The following is a 22523-nucleotide window of genomic DNA, read 5'->3' as shown; positions in this document are numbered from 1 at the left end:
CACTTCGTCCCACGCTGAGCGGCTGCGATCCGCCATGTCGGATCGCACACATGGTTTGCCAAGACTTTTATAACCTGACTGTCTACCAGGTTGCAAGCGGGTTCTTCCACATCGTTCCCGCGGCCCGGCCGACGGCCGGCCGGGAACAGCATCTCACTACTGCCAATGATACCGCTGTGGTTGCCACCGTGCCCCCTGGGCCCCGCGCACACCGGCCCACATCGTCGCAGGTCCGTTACGGACGGTGTCGCCACACTCGGGAACCCCGTGTTAACCGATTATGAGTACTGTAGACCGTCAACTTGAGGAGTTACAGGACGAAATCGTCAGCGAAATTCCGGCGGACATCTCGGTCACCGATGTCAAATACGAAGGCCCCGAGCTCGTCGTCTACACCCGGGACCCCAAACAGTTCGCACAGGACGGCGACCTCGTTCGCCGGCTGGCGTCCAAGCTCCGGAAGCGCATCACCGTGCGGCCGGATCCGGCGGTGCTCTCCAGCCCGAAGCGCGCCCGCGACCGCGTCCTCGACGTGATCCCCGAGGAGGCCGGCGTCACGAACCTGGATTTCCACGAGGACACCGGCGAGGTGGTCATCGAAGCCGAGAAGCCCGGCATGGTGATCGGCCGCCACGGCTCCACGTTGCGGGAGATCACACAGGAAGCCGGGTGGACTCCGGAGGTCGTGCGCACGCCACCGATCGAGTCCTCGACGGTCTCGAACGTCCGGAACTTCCTCAAACAGGAGCGCGACGAGCGCCGCGACATCCTCGAAACGGTCGGGCGCCAGATCCACCGTGAGGAGATGCAGGACGACGAGTACGTGCGCGTGACGACCCTGGGGTGCTGTCGGGAGGTCGGGCGCGCCAGCTTCGTGCTTTCGACGCCGGAAACGCGGATTCTCGTCGACTGCGGGGACAAACCCGGCAGCGAGGACGAAGTCCCGTATCTGCAGGTCCAGGAGGCGCTGGCGGGCGGCGCGAACACGATCGACGCGGTGATTTTGACCCACGCCCACCTCGACCACTCGGCGTTCATTCCGCTGCTGTTCAAGTACGGCTACGACGGCCCGATCTACTGCACGGAGCCGACCCGGGACCTCATGGGTCTGTTGACCCTGGACTACTTGGACGTGGCCGCGAAGGAGGGGCGGGCACCGCCGTACGACTCCGAGATGGTGCGGGAAGCGATCAAGCACTGCATCCCCCTGGAGTACGGCGATGTCACTGACATCGCGCCGGACGTGAAACTCACGTTCCACAACGCCGGTCACATCCTCGGGTCGGCCGTCTCCCATTTCCACATCGGGGACGGCCTCTACAACGTCGCGTTCTCCGGGGACATTCACTACGACGACACCCGACTGTTCAACGGCGCTGTCAACGACTTCCCGCGCGTGGAGACGCTCGTGATGGAGTCCACGTACGGCGGCCGCAACGACTACCAGACCGACCAGGAGGACTCCGAGCGCAAGCTCAAACGCGTCATCAACGAGACCTACGAGGACGGCGGCAAGGTCCTCATTCCGGCGTTCGCCGTCGGCCGGTCCCAGGAGATGATGCTCGTGCTCGAAGAGGCGATGCGGGAGGGCGAGATCCCCGAGATGCCCATCCACCTCGACGGCATGATCTGGGAGGCCACTGCCATCCACACCACCTACCCCGAGTACCTCCGGGACGACCTCCGGGATCGCATCTTCCACAGCGACTCCAATCCGTTCCTCGCGCCCCAGTTCAACCACATCGACGGCGGCGAGGAGGAACGCCAAGCGGTCGCCGACGACGACCAGTGTATCATCCTCTCGACGTCGGGGATGGTCTCCGGCGGCCCCATCATGTCGTGGCTCGAACACATCGCGCCGGACCCCGATTCGACGCTGACGTTCGTCGGCTACCAGGCCCAGGGCACGCTTGGCCGCCGCATTCAGTCCGGCCGGGACAAGATCCCGATGCCCGACTCTCGGGGCGGCGGCCGCACCGAGCACCTCCAACTCAACATGGGCGTCGAAACCGTCGACGGCTTCTCCGGACACGCCGACCGCCAGGGCCTCGAAGACTTCGTGCGCACGATGAACCCCCGGCCGGAGAAAGTGCTGTGCGTCCACGGCGACGAGTCCTCCACACAGGACCTCTCGTCGGCGCTGTACCACGAGTTCAACATGCGGACGTTCGCGCCGAAGAACCTCGAAACGTTCCGGTTCGTGTAGCCGGCCACAGCCGTGGCGGTGGTCGCGGTGACCTATCAACTGTGATCGGTGTTCCGACAGGTCTATTATCATACCACCGGTATGTGTTGGCGTGAATCGCCCGCCGCTTCGCGCGATCGGAATGGCCATCGTCGTGCTCGTCGCGTTCACCGGCGGTGGTGCCGCCCAGCAGGCGGGCAGCGGGCCGAAAGTCGACGGTGACGGCGGGTACCGGTTCGACGTCGGGGGTGACAGCCCCCACATCACGTTCTGGCTCCACCTCGATCTGTTGACGAACCTCGGTGGTGCCGGTGATCTCGGGTTCAGCGCGGTCGGAACCGCGCTCGACACCCGGGTCATCGTCATCGACCTCCAGTTGCAGTTCGACGGGATCGGGCCCCTGGAGGAGTTCCTCTCTGATCCGTTCTCGCGGTTCTCCGTGAGCGCGGAGTGGGAGCTCAACCTGCCGTTCCTCAGTGCCGGCCCGGCGTCGGACACGGAGTTCAGTTACGAGGGCAACGAAACGATCGCCAACAACACGTCCCTGGAGAACGCGACCATCGGCACCGACACGCTGAGGAACGTCACCCGCAACGCCACCCAGTCCTGAGTTAGTCGGCGTCGGCGGGGTCGACAACCGCGCCGGTGGCGGCGTCGACGCCGACGCGATCGCAGTGTTCGGCCAGCGGGCACGCCGCAGGATCGTCGATGCAGGCGGGGTCGCGTGCCGTGCAGTACTCCCGGCCGAACTGGATCATTGCGGTGTGTCCGAACCCGCAGGCGGCGTCGGGAACCGCGGCTTCGAGCGCGGCGCGGACGGCCTCGTGGTCGGCGGCCGCGGGCGCGATCCCCATGCGCCGGGCGATCCGGTGGACGTGTGTGTCGACGGGGAACACGCCGGGAGCGCCGCCGGCGAACAGTAACACGCAGTCGGCGGTCTTCGGCCCCACGCCGGTCATGTCCAGGAGCGCCGCCCGGACGGCGTCGGGGTCGCCCTCGCGCACGAACGCGTCGAAGCCGTCCGCGCCGCCGTACTCCTCGCAGACGCGGCCGGCGATCCGGATGATCGTGGCCGACTTCTGGTTGTAGAGGCCCGCCATCGAGATCGTGTCCGCGAGCACGTCTTGGTCGGCATCGGCGAGCGCCGCCGCGAGGTCGTCGGCGGCCGCGCCGTAGCGCTGCATGAGCGCGTCGTGGGCGGGTTGGCTGGCTTTGTCGCTGGTGTTCTGGCTGAGAATCGTGCGCACCAGACACTCGAAGGCGGCCCGGCCGCCGTAGGTTTTCTGCCAGTACAGCTCCCCCAGGCGGTCGACCACGAGCGCTGCCTGCGTCGGGTCCGCGCCGGACGCGAACGTGGTCGGGCGGCTGTCGTCTCCACCGGCGATGTTCTCGGCTGGCTCATCAGCCATACCGAACGCTCGGGGCGAGCCACCCCTAAATCCCGGGTGTTCGGGGCGGCTGTACCGTCAGTCGACGCGCAGCGTGGCGGTGAGCGGCGCGCCGTCGGCGAGCGCAGCGACCAGCTCGCGGTCGACGTCCGCGGCGGCCTTGTCGGCGTCCACGAAGACCGTGCGGTCGTCGACGTACGTGCTGGTGCGGCCGACCATGCTGCGGTCGTTCGTGAAGGTGAGGTCGGGGTGGCCCGAGCCCGTGATTTCGTCGCGGTGGTGGGGCGTATCGAGGACGAGCGTGATGGTGGCGGCGGCGTCCTGGCAGGCGGCGACGAACGCGTCGCTGAACGCCGCTGGCGAGCAGTCAGCGTCGATGCCGAGGATGCAGTCGCCGGCCGGCGTGAGGAAGTCGTCGGTGGTGAGTTCGAGCGTGCTGTCGTGGCGTGCGGTGACGTTGTCGTGGCCGGTGGCACTCACGGAGACATCCATACGCCCGGGCAGCAGCCGAACGCACTTGTGGACGGCGTTCGGGGGCGGGGTCACGGACAGCGGGGGTGGCAGGCACGGGGGCCGGACACACGCAAACGTTAAGTGGTATCCCGGAGTACTACTTGTCACCTGAACGCTGCGAGCGTTCGTGTACAGCCCGAGAGAATGACAGGACGTTCTCCTTCCGACCGGAACGGACGACCTCTCGAGCGACTGCTATCGCGAGCGCGCCAGCGGAATGGCATCGAGGTTTGAACAATGGCTGAGGAAGAAACAACCATCGAGGTATCGACCGCCGACGAACTCATTACTGACGACGAACTCCAGAACAAATCCAAGGGCCAGCTCATCAAGAACGCCGGCCAGTTCCGCGACCGGCGCAACGAGCTGAATCAGCTCGCGAGCTCCCGGGCGTCGGAGCGCGACGACCTGAACGCCAAGACCCGAGAGAAGGTCGACGAAGCCCAAGAGCACCGCGAGAAGCGCGACGAGCTCAACGAGCGCGTCCAGGAGCACAAGGAGATCCGCAACGATCTGAACGCGGACGCCAACGAGCTGTTCGACGAGGTCGAGCAGCGCAAAGAGGACCTCGAGCTCGACGAGGGCAAGGACCTCGAACAGCTCAAAGAGGAGATCGAGGAGCTGGAGTTCAAGCAACAGACCGAAGTCCTGTCCACCGAGGACGAGCGCGAACTCATCGAGAAGATCGAGGGGAAGCGCGAGGAGTACCAGGACCGCGAGGAGAAACTCGACCAGTCCGGCGACCTGGAAGGGCTCGTCGAGGAGGCCGAGTCGGTGCGAGCGGAAGCCTCCAAGCACCACGAGAAGGTGACGGAGCTCGCGGACAAGGCCCAAGAGCACCACAACCAGATGATCGAGGCCTATCGGGAGGCCGACGACATCCGGGACGAGGCCGACGAGATGCACGAGGACTTCGTCGAAGCCCAGGAAGCGGCCGACGCCCACCACGAGGCGTTCGTCGAGGTCCAGAAGCGACTGCGTGAACTCGACAAGCAGGAAGAAGAAGAGGAGAAGGACAAGCGCGCCCAAGAGCAGGAGGAAGCCCGCGAGGAAGCCGAGGAGATCTACGAGCGGTTCAAGGAGGGCGAGACCCTCGACACCGAGGACCTCCGCAAGCTCCAGAAGTCCGGCCACCTGTAACGGGTTCGCGTGCCGTCGGCCGTGGCAGCCCCGCGAAGTTTTTGTGATGGGGACGTAACCGTCGAACCGAGAGATGCGTACGCTGGTGGTGTGCGTCGACCGGGCCGGTGATATTTCCCGACAGACCGGACTGCGGACGCCGATCGCCGGCTGGGAGGCCGTACAGTCGTTGGTCACGGATATGGGCGTTGCCGATCCGGAGGACGCGAGTGTCAACTGCCTCCTGGAGGCGTTGCGCGTGACGCGGGACTTGCGGGACGGCGCGGACGACGCCGTGGTGGCGGCGGTGTCGGCGACCGGGGATGGGGTGACCGCGGATCGGTCGGTCGCCCAACAGTTCGACAGCCTCGTGGACCGCCACGACCCGGACTCCTGTGTGGTCGTGGTCGACAGCGCGGCCGACGAGCGCGTCGTGCCGATCGTCGAAAGCCGCATTCAGGTCGACGCGGTCGATCGCGTGGTCGTGCGCCAGGCCCGAGACTTGGAGTCGACGTACTACCTCCTGAAGCAGTTCCTCGCCGACGAGGAGCTGCGCCAGACCGTGCTGGTTCCGGTCGGGATCGTGTTGCTCGTGTTCCCCGGGTTGATGATGGTGACGGGCAGCCTCGCGGTTGCAGCGGCCAGCATCACCACCGTGATCGGGTTGTTCTTACTGTACAAGGGCCTGGGGGTCGACGAGTACGTGGCCGCGCTCCCCGGGCAGGCGCGGGACGCGTTGTACTCCGGGCGCGTGTCGATTGTGACGTACGTCGTCGCGGGCGGCCTCGGACTCGTGGGTGTGTTTGCGGGTGCGCTCGGGCTCACGAACCAGGCCGCAGGGCTGTCCCGGCTTGTGGCCGCGATGACGTTCACCTACTACAGCATTCCCTGGGTCACGTTGGGCGCGCTCACCGCCAGCGGCGGCCGGCTGTTCGACGAGTACATCCGCAACGACGACGTGCGCACGTCGTTCGTGAACCTGCCGTTCGGCGTGCTTGCGGTTGGTCTCGTGGTTCGCGGGTTCGCGGTGTACTTCATGGAGCGCGCCGGCATCGTGGCCCCGTTGACTGCCCCGAGCGCCGCGCTGGGCGCGCTCTCCGTGCGGGGGTTCCGGGTCTCCCCCGAGCAACGGCTCGCGGTGTTCGTCGTGTTGGGGGTGTTGGTGAGCGTTGCGGGGATTCGCGTTGCGACGTACGTCTCGGGCGTGACGATCCGCGACGTGGAGCGCTCCGCCGAGCAGTGACGCCGCGAAGAGCAAGTATATCGGGCTGGTGGGACAACGCGTCGGCATGACTGACGGACAATGGGTGGGCCTGTTCTCCGGGGGCAAAGACTCCTCGTGGGCGCTCTACCGGGCGCTTGAAGCCGGCTTGGACGTCGGCCGGCTGGTGACGGTGCATCCGGAGAGCGACTCGTACATGTACCACGTCCCGGCGACGCGGCTCGCGGAGCTCGCCGCCGAGAGCATCGGCATCCCAGTGGTGAACGTGACGCCGGACGCCTTCGAGACGGCGGACGTAGCCGACGCGGGCGCGCAGGGCGACACCGAGCTCGAACCGCTGGAGGACGCCGTGACCGACGTAGCCGATACCCTGGACGACGGGCTCGCGGGCGTGATCGCGGGGGCCGTCGAGAGCGACTTCCAGACCAGCCGCATGGAGGGAATGTGCGACCGGCTTGGGTGTGAGTTGTACGCGCCCCTCTGGCAGCAGCCGCCCCGCGAGCTGGCCGATGCGATGCTCACAGCGGGGTTCGAGATCCGCATCATTCAGGTGGCGGCCTACGGGCTCGACGAGTCGTGGCTGGGACGACGCCTCGACCGTGACGCGCTGGCGGCGCTCGCCGCGCTCAACGACGAGTACGGCGTCCACGTGCTCGGCGAGGGCGGCGAGTTCGAAACGCTGGTGACCGACGCCCCGCATATGGACCGCCCGATCAGACTCGATTACGAGACCGTGTGGGCGGGCGACCGCGGGCACATCGAGATCACCGAGGCGTGCCTCGGGCCGTAGTTAGCGGCCGTCCGCGTCGTGGCCGTTCTCGATGGTGGTGTGGGCGCCGATGAGCGCGCCCGAGAAGTCGATGGAGTCCAGGACGGTGTCCTCGTCGATGATGGAGTTACGGACGTCGCAGTCCCGGAGCGTGGCGTCGGGGAAGATGACGCTGTTGGAAACCGTGGAGTTGGTCAGCTCGGCGCCGGGCAACACGTGGACGTTCTCGCCGATGGTGGTGTTGGAGATGGTGGCGTCGTCGGCGACGATGCTGTCGCCGTCGAGCGTCCACGCGACGGCGTCGAGGTACGACTCCGGAGTGCCGATGTCGAACCAGGCGCCTTCGAACGTGAACGCGCGGACGGACTGGCGGTCCTGTAGCCACTCCACGAACCACCCGGGTTCGTCGGGGTTGCCGTCGGCGGCGAGGTACGTGTCGATGTCCTCGACGACCGATTCGGGGTAGGCGTAACACGCGATGGAGACCAGCGTGCTGTTGGGGTCGTCGGGCTTCTCCTGGAAGTTGATGACCTCGTCACCGTGCAATTCGACCAACCCGTAGGACTGCGCGCGCTCGTAGCTGCCCACGTCGTAGGCGGCGATCGCGGGGTTGTCGGCGTCGTCCGCGGCGAAGAAGTCCACGAACGCGGAAACGTCGAAGGAGATGAGGTTGTCGCCGGCGATCACGACCAGGTCGTCGGTGATGGATTCACGGTCGACGAGCTGCGCGAGCGCGCCCATCACGCCGAACTTCTCGTCCTCGTCGGTGGTGTCTTCGACGGACAGCTGCGGCTTCTCGAAGGAGCGCTCCGCGAGGTGGCTGCGGAACTCGTCGGCGAACCGCTCGTTGGTGGAGACGTAGACGGTGTCGATGCGGTCGTCGGATTCGAGATCCGCGAAGATGCGATCGATGACGGTGGAGTCGCCGACCGGCAGGAACATCTTCGGCCGGTCTTTCGTGATCGGCCAAAGCCGGGTCGCGTATCCGCCGGCGAGCACGACGGCTTTCATATCAACCAGGTCCACACGGTCCGGTAAGTCCTTTTTCATCCGGCGACACTGGCTACGTATGGACGACCGAACCACCCGAGAGCGCGTCCGGGCGGCGCTCCGCGAGCAGCCGGCAACGCCGAGCGAGGTCGCGGCGGCGTTCGACGTGGCGCGCGGAACAGCCCTGACCCACGTCAGGCATATCGCCGAGAGCCTGGACAGCGCCGACGAGGAGTTGCTGGTGCGACCGCCGGCGTGCCGGGACTGTGGCTTCGAGGACTTCGACGACCCCGTGAACGTGCCGTCGCGGTGTCCGGAGTGCAAAAGCGAGTCGATCGCGGAGCCGGCGTTCGTCGTGGAGTCGGCTTAGAACCCGATGCGGGAGCCCGGGGACGTGGACAGGTCCGCGGGGTCGCCGGGGTCGACGCCCTGCATGACGAACTCGTAGTCCGGATCGGTCAGCGAGACGGTGCCGTCCTGGACGGTCACGTCGACGGCGGTGAGTGTCGCCCCCTCACACGGGCCGTGTGTGCAGACGCCGGAAGTGGGGTCGAAGGTGGCTGCGTGTTTCCGGCAGACCAGTTCGCCGTCGCGGACTGCGCCCGACCCGGAGTCGAGTGTGACGTCCGTCCAGTGCATGCAGTAGTTCAGCCAGCCCGTGATCGAGCCGTCGGACAGCGCCACGAGGATCGCCTCCTGTTCGTCGCCGCTGTCGCGGTCCCGGACGGTGAACCGGAAGCTGTCGCCGGCCTGGAGGTCCGTCACGGACGCGATCTGTGCGCCGTCGCCGGGGGCCGGCTCAGCGGCGTCCCCACCGTCGGTGTCGCCGTCAACCATTACCAGTGCGTATTGGCGCGGGCTGCTTGAACGCACTGGTGGCCCCTAGTAGTGGCGGCGTTCGATCTCGGCGTTGTACGCGCTGGCGAGGGCGGCCCCGATCCGGCACGTGTCGTACGTGGCGTCGTCGACGCGCGCGATGGGGCGCACCTCCCAGGTGGTGTTCGTGAGGAACGCCTCGTCGGCGTCGTAGAGCCGGGACGGCGTGTACGCGCCCGTGTGCACCGTGAGCCCGTGCTCGGCGGCGAGTTCGGCGACCGCCCACCGCGTGATCCCGGGCAACACGTCGAGATCGCCGCTGGGCGTGTAGAGGGTGCCGTCGGCGACGAAAAAGAGGTTGCTCGCAGCGCCCTCCGTGAGGTGGCCGTCGGGCGTGACGAACAGCGCTTCGTCGGCGTCGGCGGCGATGTCGCGGCGGGCGAGCACGCCGGGCAGGTAGTTGTGGGTTTTCGCGGTGCTGGGGATGGTGGTGTCGCGGTGTTGGGTGACCGTCGTGGTTTCGACGGTGGCGGGCATCGACCAGACCGGGTCGCCGTCGACGCCGCCGCGGGGGAGCGTGTCGACCACCACGACGACGGTCGGATCGGTCGTGTCCCGCGGGGTGAGCCGGCCGTCCTGGACGCCCCGAGTGATCGACAGCCGGACGTAGGCGTCCGCGAGGTCGTTGGCGGCGAGCGTCTCGTGGACGCGCCCCCGCAGCGCCGCCTCCGAGAGGCCGTGGTCGATGCCCAGCGAGTCACAGGTGGCCTGCAGGCGGCGGTAGTGGGCGGTCCAGGCGAACGTCTGGCCGCCGTACGCGCGCATGGTTTCGAACGCTGCGTCGCCGTACTGGAAGCCGCGGTCGCGGACGCTGACGGTTGCGTCGGCGGCGTCCACGAGCGCGCCGTTTACGTGGTATCGCATAGGGAGAGGAAGTTGGTGATGAGGTCGGAGCCGACCGGTGTGAGGATGCTTTCGGGGTGGAACTGCACGCCGACGTGTGGCGCGTCCCGGTGTCGGACCCCCATGAGGACGCCGTCGGTCGTGCGCGCGGTCGGCACCACCGCATCGGGCAGCCCCGATTCCGGGACGGACAGCGAGTGGTACCGGCCGGTGTCGAACGTGTCCGGGAGCCCGGCGAAGACGCCCGTTCCGTCGTGGCGGACCGTCGAGGGTTTGCCGTGGACGACCCGTGGGGCGGCCGTGACCGTGGCACCCGCGGCGGCGCACAGCGCCTGGTGGCCCAGGCACACGCCGAGCGTCGGGTACGACAACTCACGGAACACGGGGACGGTGACGCCCGCGTCGGCGGGCGTGCCGGGGCCGGGGGAGACGACGATCCCGTCCGGGTCGAGGTCGCGGACGGCGGCGGTGTCGATGGCGTCGTTCCGCCGAACGACCACGTCGTCGGCGGCCGCGCCGACGTACTGCACGAGGTTGTACACGAACGAGTCGTAGTTGTCGACGACGAGGATGCGGGTCACGAGTTGTCGGGCGTCGTGTCGGCGACGCGCCCGATGCCGCCGGCGTCCCCCAGCGCGGTGACGAGTGCGCGGGCTTTCGCGAGGGTTTCGTCGTATTCGGCTGCGGGCGTGGAGTCGTGGACGATGCCGGCGCCGACGCGCAGGTGGTAGGTGGCGGCGCGTCTGACGAGCGTTCGGATGGTGATGCTGAGCGTGGCGTCACCGTCGAACCCGATGGCGGCGAGGCTGCCCGTGTAGGGACCCCGGCGGGTGGCTTCGGCGGTGTCGATGAGCGCCATTGTACGGGGCTTGGGCGCGCCGGTAATAGTTCCGCCGGGAAAGACCGCGGCGATCGCGTCACGGAGCGAACACGACTCGCGGAGCCGGCCCGTGACTTCACTGACGAGGTGCAACACCTCGCTGTACGCGTCCACGCGCCGGTAGTCCGGGACCGCCACGGAGCCGTACTCGCTGACCTTCCCGAGGTCGTTGCGCTCCAGATCGACCAGCATCGCGTGCTCGGCGCGCTCCTTGTCGTCGGCGCGGAGCGCCGCCCGGGCGGCGTCGTCCTCGGCGGGGGTGGCCCCGCGGGGGCGTGTGCCCGCAATCGGCTCGGTGGTGAGCTCGCGGCCGCGCCGCGCGAGCAGCAGCTCCGGGCTGGCCGACACCAGATCGACGCCCGGGAACTCGACGATCCCCGAGTAGGGCGCGGGGTTGGTGTCCCGGAGCGCCTCGAACACCGCCACCGGGTGGACGGCCGCCGGGGCGTCGAGGCGGTGGCTGACGTTCGCCTGGAAGGTGTCGCCGTCCCGGATGGCGTCCTGGATGCGACGGACCCGCGCCTCGAACGCCGCGCGGCCGGCCGCGCTCTCGAACGGCGCGGGGGAGTCGGCGGGTGGCGGGCCGACCGCGGGGTCGCCGTCCCGGATGGCTGCCGCAAGCGACTGCACGCGGTCGCGGCCGGCCTCGAACGCGCCGTCGGGGGTGTACTCGTCGACCGGGACGGCGGCGATCAGGCGGAGGTCGTCCCCAGGCGTGAACGGCTCGCGCCACGCCGCGATCGTGGGGTAGACGCCGAGTTGGAGGCGGGGCAGCCCGCGCGCGTCGGTGGTGGTGTCAGGGATCGCTTCGAGTTCGCGGGCGATGTCGTAGCTGAGCCAGCCGAACAGGCCGCCGGGGTGTGGGACGTCGCAACCGACCCGAGCGAGGCGCGCGCCGACGGCGGCCTGGACGGTGTCGAGCGCGCCCGCCCCGTCGGCCCGCAGCATCGACGCCGGATCGACGCCGAAGTAGCCCCAGCCGTCGCTGCCGCCGGTGGTCTCGTAGTGGAACGACGGGGCGTCGCCGCGGGCGCGCCGGTACGCCGCGAACGGGTCGGTGACCGGCAGGCGCGCCTCGACTACGGCACGCGTCGGTGCTGTGGCGTCGCCGGCGGCGTCGCGGAACGCCGCGGGGTCGGTCGCAAGCGCCGCCGAGTCAGGCATGCGGTGTCGCCACGTTACTGGTCGCCGACGCGGTCGCGCCAGCGCCGGATGCGTTTCGGGGAGAGATCCGTCGCCGCCGCGATGTCGTCGGTGTCGGCGGCGGCCAGCTCCTGTGGTGTCGTGACGCCGGCGTCCGCGAGGCGGCTGGCGTACGCCGGCCCGATGCCCGTGATGTCGGTGAGATCGCCGGCGGCCGGCTCGGCGTCCGCGGGCTGGCTGTCGTCGGCGGTCTGGGGCGTCGACTCCGCGCCTTTGACGGCGCGCTCGGTGGTGGCGTCGGGCTCGTGCTCGACAGTGATGTCGACGCCACTGCCTGGCGGGTGGTCGTTGTCAGCAGCCCCGAACAACGACTTGAGTTTCGAGAGCAGACCCATTGGTCGCACATATACCCCCGGCGGACTTAAAGCCGTGCACGGAGGGCGGCGCGCATCGCCGCCACGGGGGCGTCCAGGCCGGTCCAGCGCTCGAACGCCTCGACACCCTGATAAAGCAGCATCCACGCGCCGTCGATCGTGGTTGCGCCGGCGGCCGCGGCGTCCCGCAGCAGCCGCGTCTCAACCGGCGAGTACACAGCGTCTAGGACGGCGAGATCGTCGTGGAGGGCGTCGGCGGACACCGGCGACGTGTCCGGGTCGTCCATCCCCACCGTGGTGGCGTGGACCAGGACCGTCGCGTCGGCGAGGCTCCGCGGCAGGTCACCGAGGCCGACGGCCGTGCCACCCACGTCGGCGGCGAGTTCGTCGGCGGCCGCCCGTGTTCGGTTGGCGATCCGAACGGTCGCCCCGGCGTCGGCGAGCGCGAACGCGGCGGCGCGGCCGGCACCACCCGCGCCGACGACCACAGCCTGCGTGCCCGACAGCGACACGTCGTGGTGGGCGAACGCGCGCTTCACGCCCGCAACGTCGGTGTTGTACCCGCGGGGCGCGGCCCCGGAGAAGTCGATGGTGTTGACGGCGCCCACCCGGGCGGCCATCGAGTCGGTCGCCACCGCCGACGCGGCCGACTGCTTGAACGGCGCGGTGACGTTCAGCCCCGCCACGCCGAGCGCGCCAGCCCCTCGGATGGCGGCCGCGGCGTCGTCCGGTGCCGGCTCGAAGGTCACGTACCGGGCGTCGAGCCCGCACTCGTCGTAGGCGGCCGCGTGCAGCGGCGGCGACAGCGAATGCCCGACCGGGTTCCCGATCAGTCCGTAGACGTCCATGCGCCGGCTCGTCGCGCCAGCAGCATAACTGGTCGCACACCGAACCGTTTTTTACTCGCTGCCTGGTTTCGATCCGTATGGCCGACTCGCTGCTCGTCAACGGGGGCATCCTCGTTGCCGGCATCCTCCTGTTGTACGTGGGGGCGGAGTTGCTGGTGTCCGCCGCCTCCGCGCTCGCGCTCTCCCACGGCATCAAGGCCGCAACCGTCGGCGTCACCGTCGTGGCGTTCGCGACGACCGCGCCGGAGCTGTTCGTCAGCACGGTCGGCGGCATCACCGCCGGCGACAGCATCGCGCTGGGCAACATCGTGGGGTCGAACATCGCGAACATCGGGCTCGTGTTGGGAACGGCGGCGCTGCTCCGGCCCATGGACGTCGACAAGACGCTGCTGTACCACCACGGGCCGTTCATGCTTGCGGCCGCGCTGGCGCTCGTCGGGCTGTCCCTGGACGGGACGCTTGGCGCCCTCGACGGCGTCGCGTTGCTCGCGCTGTTGGCGGTGTTCACGGCGTACATATACCGCCACGCCCAGCAGGATGACGAGGTGTCGCTGCCCGACGACGTGGACATGGACGACGACGCGACCGCCACCGCCCGCGACTACGTGGTGCTCGTGGGTGCGATCCTGCTGTTGCTCGGTGGCTCCCGCGCGCTCATCACCGGCGGGCGGGGCGTCCTCATGGAGTTCGGGTTCAGCGACCTGTTCATCGGGCTGACGGTCATCGCGTTCGGCACGTCGGTCCCGGAGCTCGCCACGTCGGTCGTGAGCGCGCTGCGCGACGAGGCGGATTTCTCCATCGGGAACGTGGTCGGGTCGAACATCTACAACGTGCTCGCGGTGATCGGGATCGTTGCGATCCTGGTGCCGATCACCGTCACGAAGGGCACGCTGGCCTTCGAGTTGCCGGTGATGCTCGGGTTCACCGTGTTGGCGCTGGGGATGATGGCGGTCGGCGACCGCATCACTCGCGTCGAGGGTGCGGTGTTGATCGGGTCCTACGGCGGGTTCGTCTACTTCCTGGTGCCGTAAGTGCCGGCGGCATGAGCGGCAACCGGGAGGCGTTTTACCGGGGCTGTCGAAGGCGTGTGCGTGATCGGAATCGTTGTGAGTCGCGCCGACGAGGCGTCCACACACATCTGGGCGCAGCTGCGTGCAATCGAGGACTTCGAGCGCATCGGCCCGGACGCGTACCGCGCCGACGGGATCGAAGTTCGGGTGTTCGAGGAGCTCCACACCACCATCGACGACGCCGCCGACGCCTTCGAGGCGGCGGTCGACATGGTCGTGGTGGTGTCCCGGCACAGCGGCGACACCGGCCCGTTGTTGTCCGCACACTACACGGGGAACTTCGGAGCGGCGGAGTACGGCGGCGCGGACCGGTCGGTCGCCCCGGCGTGCCCGAACGCCCACCACGCCGTCGTTGACTCGCTGCGGTCGTACGCGCCCCCGGAGTACGACGTGGCCATGGAATGCACCCACCACGGCCCGACGAGCGTCGGCGCACCGTCGATGTTCGTGGAGCTGGGGAGTTCGCCCGCCGAGTGGCAGGACGACGCGGGGGCGCGTGCGGTCGCACGCGCAGTGCGTGACCTGCGGGGCGTCCCCCCGCATGGCGACCGCGCGGTGGTGGTGTTCGGCGGCGGCCATTACACCCCGCGGGCGACACGGATCCTGGCGGACACCGACTGGCCGGTGGGCCACGTGGCCGCCGATTGGAGCCTCACCGAGCTCGGCCGCCCGGACGCCCACCGCGGGGTCGTCGACGCGATGTTCACTGCCAGCGGTGCGGCGCACGCGCTGGTGGAGGGGGACCGCCCGGAGCTCACGGAGACGATCAGGGACCTCGGGTATACGGTCGTCTCGGAGACGTGGGTGCGGGAGACCGACGGCGTCCCGCTGTCGCGTGTGGCTGCCCTGGAAGAGTCGCTGACGACCGTCGACGACGGGCTGCGCTTCGGCGAGCCGGCGGCCACGCACACCGGCGGCTATCTCGTCGTGGAGCTGCCGGACGCCGTGCTCGACGCCGCCCACGCCGTCGACACCGCGGCGACGGTTGCGGCCGGCCGCAGTCACGCACTCGCCGTCACAACGGTGAACGCAGGGCGCCGCCTGGCCGGATCAGCGGCGTTCCCCGATGCAGACGCCTACGAGGCGTTTGTCGACGACGTGGCGGCGGTGCTCGACGCCGAGTACGCGTCGGTGTCGCGGGCGGACGGCGAGCTGACCGCCACCCGGGAGGTGTTCGATCCGGAGGCCGCGGCGGCCCTCGGTGTGCCCGAAGGCCCGGCGTTCGGGCGGCTCGCAAGCGGGGAGGCGATCGAGCACGACGGGCGGACCATCGCGCCGGCAGCGGTCACCACGACCGAAACCGTGCGCGCCGACGTTGCCCTCCACGAGCGGCCGCGAGAGCGCGTGCGACGCCCGTCCGACGATGAGGGGAAAGGTAATTAAGCCTCACACGCTACCCGTTAGCCAACAATGGACTCGATTGTACAGGACGCCATCGACGAGGCCGAGGAGTCCGAGGACTCGGCTTCGGAGCCGGCCGACGTCGCTGGCGGTGGGGGCGATACGGTCCCGACCGGCACGATGACTGACAACGAACTGGAGGACGTCCTCCAGGAACTGCAGACGAATATTACCGTGGTTGGGTGTGGCGGTGCCGGGTCGAACACGGTCGACCGGATGGCTACGGAGGGGATCCATGGCGCGGACTTGGTTGCGGCGAACACTGACGTCCAGCATCTCGTCGACATCGAGGCCGACACCAAGATCCTGATGGGGCAACAGAAGACCAAAGGCCGGGGTGCTGGGTCGCTGCCACAGGTCGGTGAGGAGGCCGCAATCGAGTCCCAAGGCGAGATCCGCGATTCGATCGCGGGGTCGGATATGGTGTTCGTGACCGCCGGCCTCGGCGGCGGTACGGGAACCGGGTCGGCGCCGGTCGTGGCGAAGGCCGCCCGCGAGCAGGGTGCACTCACGATCGCGATCGTCACCACGCCGTTCACCGCGGAAGGCGAGGTGCGGCGGACGAACGCGGAAGCCGGCTTGGAGCGGCTCCGCGACGTCGCGGACACCGTGATCGTGGTGCCCAACGACCGGCTGCTCGACTCGGTCGGGAAGCTGCCGGTGCGCGAGGCGTTCAAGGTGTCCGACGAGGTGCTGATGCGGTCGGTGAAAGGCATCACGGAGCTCATCACGAAGCCGGGGCTGGTGAACCTGGACTTCGCGGACGTGCGCACCGTCATGGAGAAAGGCGGGGTGGCGATGATCGGGCTTGGCGAGGCCGATTCGGACGCGAAGGCCGCTGATTCGGTGCAGTCGGCGCTGCGGTCGCCGTTGCTCGACGTGGACATCTCCTCGGCGAACTCCGCGCTGGTGAACGTCACGGGCGGCCCGGGCATGAGCATCGAGGAGGCTGAGGGGGTCGTCGAGCAGCTCTACGACCGGATCGACCCGGACGCCCGCATCATCTGGGGAACGAGCATCGACGAGCAGATCCAGGAGGAGATGCGGACGATGGTGGTCGTGACCGGCGTCGATTCACCCCAGATTTACGGCCGAAACGAGGCCGCCGAAGGCGACGGCCCGGCACAGGAGTCGACGCCCGAACCGGAGCCGGAACCCCAAGCGGGCTCGGAGATCGAGGACATCGATTACGTGGAGTGACGCGGGGTCTGTGCCGGCCGCAGCATCAATAGATAAAAAAGTTAGCGTCGTCTGACCCCCTGTATGGACGTTCCCCTAGAGCTTTCGGCATACACCCGGGTGCTCCGGCTGGCGAGCACGCCGTCCTGGGAGGAGTTCTCCCAGATCGCGAAGATCGCCGGCGCAGGCATCCTGCTGATCGGCGCCATCGGGTTCGTTGTGTTCCTCATCATGGGCGGGATCGTATCGGTGATCTGAGATGAGCGTGTTCGCAGTGAAGACCACCGCCAGCCAGGAGCAGACCGTCGCGAGCATGATCGCGAACCGCGAGGAGGACACGATCCACGCCGTGCTCGCGCCCGACGCGCTGACGAGTTACGTGATGGTGGAGGCCGAGGACACGGCCGCCATCGAGCGCACGATGGACGAGATCCCACACGCCCGGAGTCTCGTCCCGGGTGAGTCGGGGATCTCGGAGGTCGAGCATTTCCTCTCGCCGAAACCGGACGTCGAGGGCATCGCCGAGAACGACATCGTCGAGCTCATCGCCGGCCCGTTCAAAGGCGAGAAGGCCCAGGTGCAGCGCATCGACGAGGGCAAAGACCAGGTGACCGTGGAGTTGTACGAGGCGACAGTGCCGATCCCCGTAACCGTCCGGGGCGACCAGATCCGCGTCTTGGACAGCGAAGAGCGGTAGGCCCGGCGGTCACTTCGTGGTGACCGGGTCCGGCTCGGTGGTGTCCAATGCGTTCGCGCGCTCGTCGCTGAGCAGGTCTTTGAGCACCGCCGGATCGAGCGCGTCGTTGACGGCGTCGAGTACCTCCTCGCGTTCGCGCACGGCGGCGGCGTCGCCGTCGTAGTAGCGCACGTACTCGGCGCGCGTGTGTTCTTCGAGCCCGTGCTTGATCGCGAAATACCCCTCCGGGATGGTTTCGTCGCAGACCTCACACGTGTGGGCGTCGTGGTCGGTGACCTGGTGGGCGAGTAGTCCCTCGACGGTCCCGAACGTCGACCCGCAGCCAGCGATCGCGCACTTCCACCCAGACATGCACGGTACTAGCCTGAGTGCTCGCATAAACGTTGTGACAACGGGCTGAAAACGAGCACGCAACGCCACCACGTGGTGGATGCCGGCGTTGTGTGGGTGTTGGTTACTGGTCGCCGGACTGCCGGTAGACGAGGTTGCGCTGGATCTCGTTTGCGCCCTCGTAAATGACAGGGATGCGAACGTCACGGTAGACGCGGGCGATGCGGCGGTCGGTGAAATTCGACCGGCCGCCGTGGAACTGCATCCCCTGTTCGGCGTTGGCGGTTGCGACCTCGGTGGCTTTGGTTTTCGCCATCGCCGCCCACAGCCCCGGTTCGTCGTGGGCGGCCACCTTCTCGGCGGCCCGGTAGGCGAGCGCGCGCGCCGACTCGAACTCGATGCGCATGTCCGCGAGGCTGTGCTGGACGGACTGGAAATCCGAGACGGTGCGCCCGAAGCCCGCGCGGTCGTGAACGAAGTCCCAGGCCTCCTCGAAGGCGGCAGCCGCAAGTCCCAGCCCGTGGCCGGCGACGACAACCCGGCCGTGGTTGAAGAAGTCGGTCAACATCATGAACCCGCCACCCTCGGTGCCGATGAGGTTGGCCTCCGGAACGCGGCAGTCGTCAAGCACGATGTGCGCCTGCTTGGAGGCGCGCATGCCCATCTTCTCGGGGATGTGTTCGGCCTCGTAGCCGTCGGTGTCGGTCGGCACGGCGAACAGCGAGTAGTTCATGTACCGGTCGTCGGTGTCGCCGGTTTTGGCGTACACCGTCACCCAGTCGGCCTCGACGCCGTTGCCGATCCAGTACTTCTCGCCGTTGAGCACGTACTCGTCGCCGTCCCGCTCGGCGGTCGTCTGCATGCCGGCGAGGTTCGAGCCGACCTCCGGCTCGGAGACCGCCAGCCCGGTGAGCTGGTCGTTGTTCGCGACGGGCGTGAGCAGCCGGTCTTTCTGCGCGGCGGTGCCGTACTCCTCGACGAGCTCCGCTCCGAAGCTCGCGAGCTGGAGGGTCAACGCGATGCCGGCGTCCGCGCGGAAGAACTCCTCGGCGATGGCCAGCATCTGCGTGAGATCCAACCCCCGGCCGCCGTAATCCTCGCCGATGTCCTGGGCGACCAGCCCGGCGTCCATGGCGGCCTCCAGGACCTCCCAGGGGTACTCGCCGGACGCGTAGTACTCCTCGGCGTGGGGCGCGATGTGCTCGGCTGCGAACGCACGCGCGTCCTGTTTCACGGCACGGGCGTGCTCCGGGACGACATCATCGGACAGCAACTCGACGTCCATACGCCGCGGTTGGACTGCAGCCGGATAAGTTCGATAAAACCCCTGACATCGGGCAACGCGTTCACCGCGACCGAAAGCGGCTAACACCGCGCACGCAAACGAGTGTGCGTGCCGACGACTCGGGTTGACTTGCACGTGAAAGTGTTGAACGACACGGTGATTCGGCGCGCGAAAGCCGCGGACATCGACGTGCTCGTGTACGCACCGCATTTCACCCGCCTGCCAACCATTCGTGAGCGCGCGGCCGCGTACAGCGACGACGACATCCTGGTGGTGCCCGCCCGCGAGGTGTTTACCGGATCGTACCGGGACCGCAAACACGTGCTCGCGATCGGCCTCGAAGAGTGCGTGCCGGATTACATCACACTCGACGGGGCGTTGACCGAGCTGGCGCGCCAGGACGCGGCGGTGCTCGCGCCACACCCCGGGTTTCTGACCGTGAGTCTGACGCCGGCGGACATCGAAGCCTACCGCGACCGGATCGACGCCGTGGAGACGTACAACCCGAAACACGCCCCGCACAACAACCGCCGTGCGCGCCGGCTGGCCGACACACACGGGATGCCGGCGTTCGGGTCGTCGTACGCCCACCTGGCGGGCACCGTCGGGGAAGTGTGGACGACCATCGACACGACGATCACGTCCGGCTCGGAGCTGACGGCTGCGCTCCGTGATGGGGTGTCGCGCACCGTCGACCACGACACGGGACTGAGTCATTACCGCCAGCGGATCGCGGAGAAGCTCCACCTCGGGTACGAGAACACCTGGGAGAAACTCGACCGAGTGGTGCTGTCGGGCATGGAGCGAACCCACCCCCGGCAGGTGGCCTACGACGGCCGCTTCGACGACGTCGCGGTGTACTGAACGGCTAGTAGGGCGCGGGAAGCGCGTTCAGCGGCACCGTCGCGGGGACCACGCGAACCAGGACCGCGATCACGGCCACCTCCAGGACCGTGATGAGGACGGTGGCCGTGCTCGCCCACTTCGAGGACGTGGTGACGCCGACCGGAAGTCCGTACTCCGCGCTCGACAGCGGGTAGAACAGCGCGATGCCGCGCTTGCTCCCGACGACGTCCAGGACGTAGTGGCTGGCGACCCCGACCCAAACCCACGTGAGGTTCCCGGTAAAAAACGGGAACGCGTACAGCACGGCGAGCACGGGCAGGTTGTGGAGTGTTTTGCGGTGTTTCCCGAAGTCGGTGTCGACGTCCGGGAACAGCGTCCCGAGCACGACCGGAATGAGCGTCGCGGCGATCGTTTCGAGCGTGCGAACGCTGCCGTCCGGGTGGATCGCGAACCCGAGGCCGACGGCGAGCAGGATCCCGTTCAGCACGTGGTCGCCCTTGTTCACACCGCGGCCGACGCACGGAGGTCACGTCACCTTTTCGAGTTCCGCTGCGAGCACGGTCAGTGCGGCGCGCGCGATCCGCGTTTTGATCGCGCGGCGGTCGCCGTCGAACTCGCGGCGCACGACCGTCGTCGCCGAGGTCGCAGTCCCCCAGTCACCGGCGTACGCAGCCCCGATGTAGGCGGTGCCGACGGGCTTCTCGGGGGTGCCGCCGTCGGGGCCCGCGATCCCGGTCGTGGCGACCCCCCAGGTCGTGCCGGCTTGGTCGCGGACGCCGCGGGCCATCTGGCGGGCGACCGGTTCGCTGACGGCCCCGTGTTCGTCGAGGTGCTCGCGGGACACGCCGTGGTCGAGTTTCGCGTCGTAGGAGTACGTGACGTAGCTGCGGTCGAAGTACGCGCTGGCCCCGGGTACGTCCGTCAACAGCGACCCGATGAGGCCGCCCGTACACGACTCCGCGGTCGCGACAGTGTGGCCGGCGTCCCGGAGTGCGTCGCCGAGTGATTGCTCGGTCGGCGGATCGGGGTCGGAGTCGTCCATGACAGCCCGTTCCCAGGGTACGAGCAAGAAGCTACCGCTGCCGGCCTACACGGTGTCACGGTCGGTGTACGTGTGGCGCTCCGTGATCGCGCCGTCCCGGATGACGTGGAAGTCGGCAAACCCGAACTCGACGGGGTCGCCGGCCTGCTCGCCGGTGAACGTGCCACGAACGGCCACGGTATCGCCGTCGACGGTGAGCGTGTGGACGGTGTGCGTGCCGGTGAGCGCGCGCTCGGTCCGGTAGAACTGCCCCAGGTCGTCGGTACCGACGATGGTGGGGGTGCCGGGGCGCTCGTAGACGATATCGTCGCTGAACAGCGCCAGGACAGCGCTGATGTCGCCTTCGTCGACGGCGTCGTAGTACGCGGTCACGAGGTCGGAGCGGTCCATGCGCCACCAATGCACGGGGACCACTGTAACAGTACGTGTCGGGCGGCCGCGACCAATGGATTGACCCCCGTGGGGCGTCGACTACCGGCATGGACGAAATCGAGGTCGAGGCGGTGGACTCGCTCGACCCGGGTATCACGGTCGACACCGCCGAATACGTGCTGTACGGTGGGAAAGGTGGCGTCGGGAAGACGACCATGGCGGCGGCGACGGCGGTGGCGTCGGCCAGCGACGGCACGAACACGCTCGTGGTCTCGACGGACCCCGCACACTCGCTGTCGGACACCTTGGAGGCCGAGATCCCGAGCCGGCCACACCGCATCCGCGAGAACGTGCCGCTGTGGGCGGTGGAGATCGACCCGGACGACGCCCTCGACCGGACCGGCATGTTCGGCCAGGACGGCGCGCTCTCGGGGACCCTGGAGACGATGCTCGGCGGCGACGCCGGCGCGCCGGGCGGCGGTGACGGGAGCGCGGCGATGATGCCCGGTGCCGACGAGGCCGCGGCGATGCAGTTGCTGCTGGAGTACCTCGACGACGACCGCTTCGATCGGGTGGTCGTCGACACCGCGCCGACCGGGCACACGCTCCGGCTGCTCGAGCTCCCGGAGGTGATGGACTCGATGGTCGGCCAACTGATGCAGGTCCGCGAACGACTGGGCGGCATGATGGACGGGCTCACGGGCATGTTCGGCGGTGACGACGACGCGTCCGCCGAGCAGACGATGGGCGACCTCGACGCGGTCAAGGAGCGCGTCGAACAGCTGCGGGCAGTGTTGACGGACCCACAGCGCACCGACTTCCGGGTGGTGCTCGTGCCCGAGGAGCTCTCGGTGGCGGAGTCGAACCGCCTCATCACGCGCCTCGACGAGTACGGCGTGCCCGTGAACACGGTGGTTGTGAACCGCGTGATGGAGCCGCTTGCCGACGTCGCCGACGTGCCCGCGGACGCGTTCGTCGCCCCGAACCACGAGGACTGTGCGTTCTGCGCGCGCCGCTGGGACGTCCAACAACAGGCGCTGGCCGACGCCCAGGACATCTTCCGGGGGCACACGGTGAAACGCGTGCCGCTGCTCGCGGAGGAGGTGTGCGGAGAGCGTCCGCTGCGCGTCGTCGCTGCCTGTCTGGCGTGA

At 68.5% G+C, this 22523-nt stretch carries 27 protein-coding genes; 13 read left to right on the top strand and 14 right to left on the bottom strand.

The genetic code is table 11. From position 1 onward, the window contains the following. Positions 1 to 280 precede the first annotated feature (280 nt). Both JRZ79_RS14675 and JRZ79_RS14670 read left to right on the top strand, forming a co-directional pair. Complete coding sequence (locus JRZ79_RS14675; RefSeq protein WP_205251474.1) at positions 281 to 2206, top strand: beta-CASP ribonuclease aCPSF1; 1926 nt, start codon at positions 281 to 283, stop codon at positions 2204 to 2206. Between the two features lie 91 nt (positions 2207 to 2297). Continuing rightward, entirely contained in the window at positions 2298 to 2795 is a 498-nt protein-coding gene (locus tag JRZ79_RS14670; protein WP_229373392.1) for a hypothetical protein, read from the top strand. Position 2796: 1 nt separating this feature from the next. On the opposite strand, the gene nth is transcribed toward JRZ79_RS14670, so the two are convergent. Together nth and JRZ79_RS14660 are read right to left on the bottom strand one after the other, a co-directional pair. After that, entirely contained in the window at positions 2797 to 3594 is a 798-nt protein-coding gene (gene nth, locus JRZ79_RS14665) for an endonuclease III (protein ID WP_205251473.1), read from the bottom strand. 57 nt (positions 3595 to 3651) lie between these two features. Continuing rightward, complete coding sequence (locus JRZ79_RS14660) at positions 3652 to 4065, bottom strand: DUF371 domain-containing protein (protein WP_205251472.1); 414 nt, start codon at positions 4063 to 4065, stop codon at positions 3652 to 3654. Positions 4066 to 4323: 258 nt separating this feature from the next. On the opposite strand from JRZ79_RS14660, the gene JRZ79_RS14655 reads away from it, so the two are divergent. The 3 genes from JRZ79_RS14655 (at position 4324) to JRZ79_RS14645 (ending at position 7217) form a co-directional block, all read left to right on the top strand. Then, positions 4324 to 5226 carry a coiled-coil protein gene (locus JRZ79_RS14655; protein ID WP_010902245.1) on the top strand — a complete coding sequence of 301 codons (903 nt, stop codon included), beginning with the start codon at positions 4324 to 4326 and terminating at the stop codon, positions 5224 to 5226. Between the two features lie 73 nt (positions 5227 to 5299). Then, positions 5300 to 6448, top strand: coding sequence for a DUF373 family protein (locus JRZ79_RS14650; protein ID WP_205252431.1), 1149 nt, complete (start codon positions 5300 to 5302; stop codon positions 6446 to 6448). A gap of 46 nt (positions 6449 to 6494) precedes the next feature. Then, a complete protein-coding gene (locus tag JRZ79_RS14645; RefSeq protein ID WP_205252430.1) occupies positions 6495 to 7217 on the top strand; it encodes a diphthine--ammonia ligase in 723 nt (240 codons plus the stop codon). On the opposite strand, the gene JRZ79_RS14640 is transcribed toward JRZ79_RS14645, so the two are convergent. Beyond that, positions 7218 to 8207, bottom strand: a complete 990-nt coding sequence (locus tag JRZ79_RS14640; RefSeq protein WP_205252757.1) for an NDP-sugar synthase — start codon at positions 8205 to 8207, stop codon at positions 7218 to 7220. It lies immediately after the preceding gene. 58 nt (positions 8208 to 8265) lie between these two features. Between JRZ79_RS14640 and JRZ79_RS14635 the strand changes: the two genes are divergently transcribed. Next, positions 8266 to 8556, top strand: a complete 291-nt coding sequence (locus JRZ79_RS14635; protein ID WP_205252429.1) for a transcriptional regulator — start codon at positions 8266 to 8268, stop codon at positions 8554 to 8556. On the opposite strand, the gene JRZ79_RS14630 is transcribed toward JRZ79_RS14635, so the two are convergent. The 6 genes from JRZ79_RS14630 to aroE are packed head-to-tail and all read right to left on the bottom strand — an operon-like array spanning position 8553 to position 13150. Continuing rightward, positions 8553 to 9023, bottom strand: coding sequence for a Rieske (2Fe-2S) protein (locus tag JRZ79_RS14630; protein WP_010902240.1), 471 nt, complete (start codon positions 9021 to 9023; stop codon positions 8553 to 8555). The two genes, JRZ79_RS14635 and JRZ79_RS14630, sit on opposite strands and share 4 nt — an antisense overlap. Before the next feature lie 45 nt (positions 9024 to 9068). Beyond that, complete coding sequence (locus JRZ79_RS14625) at positions 9069 to 9926, bottom strand: aminodeoxychorismate lyase (RefSeq protein ID WP_205252428.1); 858 nt, start codon at positions 9924 to 9926, stop codon at positions 9069 to 9071. Continuing rightward, complete coding sequence (locus JRZ79_RS14620) at positions 9911 to 10486, bottom strand: aminodeoxychorismate/anthranilate synthase component II (RefSeq protein WP_205251466.1); 576 nt, start codon at positions 10484 to 10486, stop codon at positions 9911 to 9913. Before JRZ79_RS14620 ends, JRZ79_RS14625 begins: the two co-directional genes overlap by 16 nt. Continuing rightward, entirely contained in the window at positions 10483 to 11949 is a 1467-nt protein-coding gene (gene pabB, locus JRZ79_RS14615; protein WP_205252427.1) for an aminodeoxychorismate synthase, component I, read from the bottom strand. The genes JRZ79_RS14620 and pabB overlap by 4 nt, the downstream gene beginning before the upstream one ends. A 14-nt stretch (positions 11950 to 11963) precedes the next feature. Then, on the bottom strand, positions 11964 to 12323 hold the full coding sequence (locus tag JRZ79_RS14610) for a helix-hairpin-helix domain-containing protein (protein WP_205252426.1): 360 nt from the start codon (positions 12321 to 12323) through the stop codon (positions 11964 to 11966). Positions 12324 to 12349: 26 nt separating this feature from the next. Then, positions 12350 to 13150, bottom strand: coding sequence for a shikimate dehydrogenase (gene aroE, locus JRZ79_RS14605; protein ID WP_205252425.1), 801 nt, complete (start codon positions 13148 to 13150; stop codon positions 12350 to 12352). A gap of 77 nt (positions 13151 to 13227) precedes the next feature. Here aroE and JRZ79_RS14600 point away from each other — a divergent pair, with 77 nt between their 5' ends. The 5 genes from JRZ79_RS14600 (at position 13228) to JRZ79_RS14580 (ending at position 17497) form a co-directional block, all read left to right on the top strand. Beyond that, positions 13228 to 14181, top strand: coding sequence for a calcium/sodium antiporter (locus tag JRZ79_RS14600; RefSeq protein WP_205251463.1), 954 nt, complete (start codon positions 13228 to 13230; stop codon positions 14179 to 14181). Between the two features lie 60 nt (positions 14182 to 14241). After that, positions 14242 to 15603: a D-aminoacyl-tRNA deacylase gene (locus JRZ79_RS14595; protein ID WP_205252424.1), complete on the top strand. Its 1362-nt coding sequence runs from the start codon at positions 14242 to 14244 to the stop codon at positions 15601 to 15603. Between the two features lie 27 nt (positions 15604 to 15630). Next, positions 15631 to 16821 (top strand): cell division protein FtsZ, encoded by a 1191-nt coding sequence (ftsZ, locus tag JRZ79_RS14590; protein WP_010902232.1) that lies wholly within the window; start codon positions 15631 to 15633, stop codon positions 16819 to 16821. 63 nt (positions 16822 to 16884) lie between these two features. Next, complete coding sequence (locus JRZ79_RS14585) at positions 16885 to 17058, top strand: protein translocase SEC61 complex subunit gamma (protein ID WP_205251461.1); 174 nt, start codon at positions 16885 to 16887, stop codon at positions 17056 to 17058. 1 nt (position 17059) lies between these two features. After that, positions 17060 to 17497, top strand: a complete 438-nt coding sequence (locus JRZ79_RS14580; protein WP_010902230.1) for a transcription elongation factor Spt5 — start codon at positions 17060 to 17062, stop codon at positions 17495 to 17497. 9 nt (positions 17498 to 17506) lie between these two features. Here JRZ79_RS14580 and JRZ79_RS14575 read toward each other — a convergent pair whose 3' ends face one another. Next, positions 17507 to 17848: a hypothetical protein gene (locus JRZ79_RS14575; protein WP_012289147.1), complete on the bottom strand. Its 342-nt coding sequence runs from the start codon at positions 17846 to 17848 to the stop codon at positions 17507 to 17509. Between the two features lie 103 nt (positions 17849 to 17951). Further along, the gene (locus tag JRZ79_RS14570; protein ID WP_205252423.1) at positions 17952 to 19112 is read right to left on the bottom strand and encodes an acyl-CoA dehydrogenase; all 1161 of its coding nucleotides are present in this window, start codon (positions 19110 to 19112) and stop codon (positions 17952 to 17954) included. A gap of 108 nt (positions 19113 to 19220) precedes the next feature. On the opposite strand from JRZ79_RS14570, the gene JRZ79_RS14565 reads away from it, so the two are divergent. After that, positions 19221 to 19976, top strand: a complete 756-nt coding sequence (locus JRZ79_RS14565) for a PHP domain-containing protein (RefSeq protein ID WP_205251459.1) — start codon at positions 19221 to 19223, stop codon at positions 19974 to 19976. A 4-nt stretch (positions 19977 to 19980) separates the two neighbouring features. On the opposite strand, the gene JRZ79_RS14560 is transcribed toward JRZ79_RS14565, so the two are convergent. Genes JRZ79_RS14560 through JRZ79_RS14550 form a run of 3 tightly spaced genes read right to left on the bottom strand, consistent with a single transcriptional unit; the run spans position 19981 to position 21390 of the window. After that, positions 19981 to 20463, bottom strand: coding sequence for a metal-dependent hydrolase (locus tag JRZ79_RS14560; protein ID WP_205252422.1), 483 nt, complete (start codon positions 20461 to 20463; stop codon positions 19981 to 19983). A gap of 21 nt (positions 20464 to 20484) precedes the next feature. Beyond that, positions 20485 to 21000, bottom strand: a complete 516-nt coding sequence (locus JRZ79_RS14555; RefSeq protein ID WP_205251457.1) for a CinA family protein — start codon at positions 20998 to 21000, stop codon at positions 20485 to 20487. 45 nt (positions 21001 to 21045) lie between these two features. After that, positions 21046 to 21390 carry a nuclear transport factor 2 family protein gene (locus JRZ79_RS14550; RefSeq protein ID WP_010902225.1) on the bottom strand — a complete coding sequence of 115 codons (345 nt, stop codon included), beginning with the start codon at positions 21388 to 21390 and terminating at the stop codon, positions 21046 to 21048. 89 nt (positions 21391 to 21479) lie between these two features. Here JRZ79_RS14550 and JRZ79_RS14545 point away from each other — a divergent pair, with 89 nt between their 5' ends. Further along, the gene (locus tag JRZ79_RS14545) at positions 21480 to 22523 is read left to right on the top strand and encodes an ArsA family ATPase (protein ID WP_205251456.1); all 1044 of its coding nucleotides are present in this window, start codon (positions 21480 to 21482) and stop codon (positions 22521 to 22523) included.

Origin of the sequence: Halobacterium sp. BOL4-2 (assembly GCF_016917835.2) — an archaeon.
In the GTDB taxonomy this organism is placed as follows: Archaea; Halobacteriota; Halobacteria; order Halobacteriales; family Halobacteriaceae; genus Halobacterium; species Halobacterium salinarum.
This window is presented reverse-complemented; position numbering and strand designations above follow the sequence as displayed.